The following is a 992-nucleotide window of genomic DNA, read 5'->3' as shown; positions in this document are numbered from 1 at the left end:
AATATTAAATATGGAGACATTACCAATAAGTTCACTATTCTCATTTGGTAAATACTCATATTGTAATTCACCAAATTGATTTAGGAGGCTGGCACTTATATCGTTAGTTTCAACTTCCAAATCAGATTCATTGTCAGCAATTTTTCTTAGTGACTCTTCTTTTGAGCTAGAAATATCATATTCCTTTTTAATACCGTACAAGCCATATCCATTTATTTTTTCTTTGTTCAAAGCTAAATGAATACCACTCTTTATCGTTTCTGGTAAACCAAGTACCAAATTGGCCCCACCAATGAATCCTTTTCGTTTTCGATCGGTGATAATATTAATTACTGGTTTGGTCTCACCATCCTTTACCGATGGTCTGGTCACCACTTCAATTCGTTTTATCATATCACTAGGCAGCATTTGAAGGGCCTCTGATTTTGACAAATTGGAGTTTCTTCCGTTAATTTTTACAATAGGATCTTTACCTCGTAGTTGAACGGTCCCGTCAATGTCAACATAAATGGAAGGAAGATAACTCAACAAATTGGACATTGAACCGGCAACATCCTTCAGCTTATTACCAATATGATAAACCCTTTTGCCTTTCTTATTTTCTATCGAAAAATCATCAGCAGTTACAACAACTTCATCAAGGTTAATTTCAGCCATAGGTTTTAGCTGTATTTTCCCCAGATTTAAGGTATTCTCCTTAAATTTAGAATAGTCTATGGAAGTGAGTATTATTTCAAAGTCTTTATAACTAATCGAGAGCATATAATTTCCCCTGTCAAAAGAGATTTGGAAGTTTCCAGAACTATCAGACTCCGTGTCACCAACAACCAAATTATTCTTAATATCTATAATATAGATGCTTGCTTTTTCTATGTGGGCATTAGTGCTCTTGTTGAATATTTGTCCTGTTATTAAATATTTATCATCTTGAGAAAAACCTTTTAAGGCATACAGGAGAAATAAAATAAGTAAGTAAGATTTTTTTTTGGCCA

At 33.4% G+C, this 992-nt stretch carries 1 protein-coding gene; it reads right to left on the bottom strand.

Features of this window, described 5'->3' with window-relative positions:
- Positions 1–992, bottom strand: a 992-nt coding sequence (locus tag E1171_RS00785; RefSeq protein WP_187696135.1) for a carboxypeptidase-like regulatory domain-containing protein, incomplete at both ends; no start/stop codon positions are given.

Source organism: Xanthovirga aplysinae, from assembly GCF_009711365.1.
Taxonomy (GTDB): domain Bacteria; phylum Bacteroidota; class Bacteroidia; order Cytophagales; family Cyclobacteriaceae; genus Xanthovirga; species Xanthovirga aplysinae.
The sequence above is the reverse complement of the archived record's forward strand: the minus strand, read 5'-3'. Positions and strand labels throughout refer to the sequence as shown.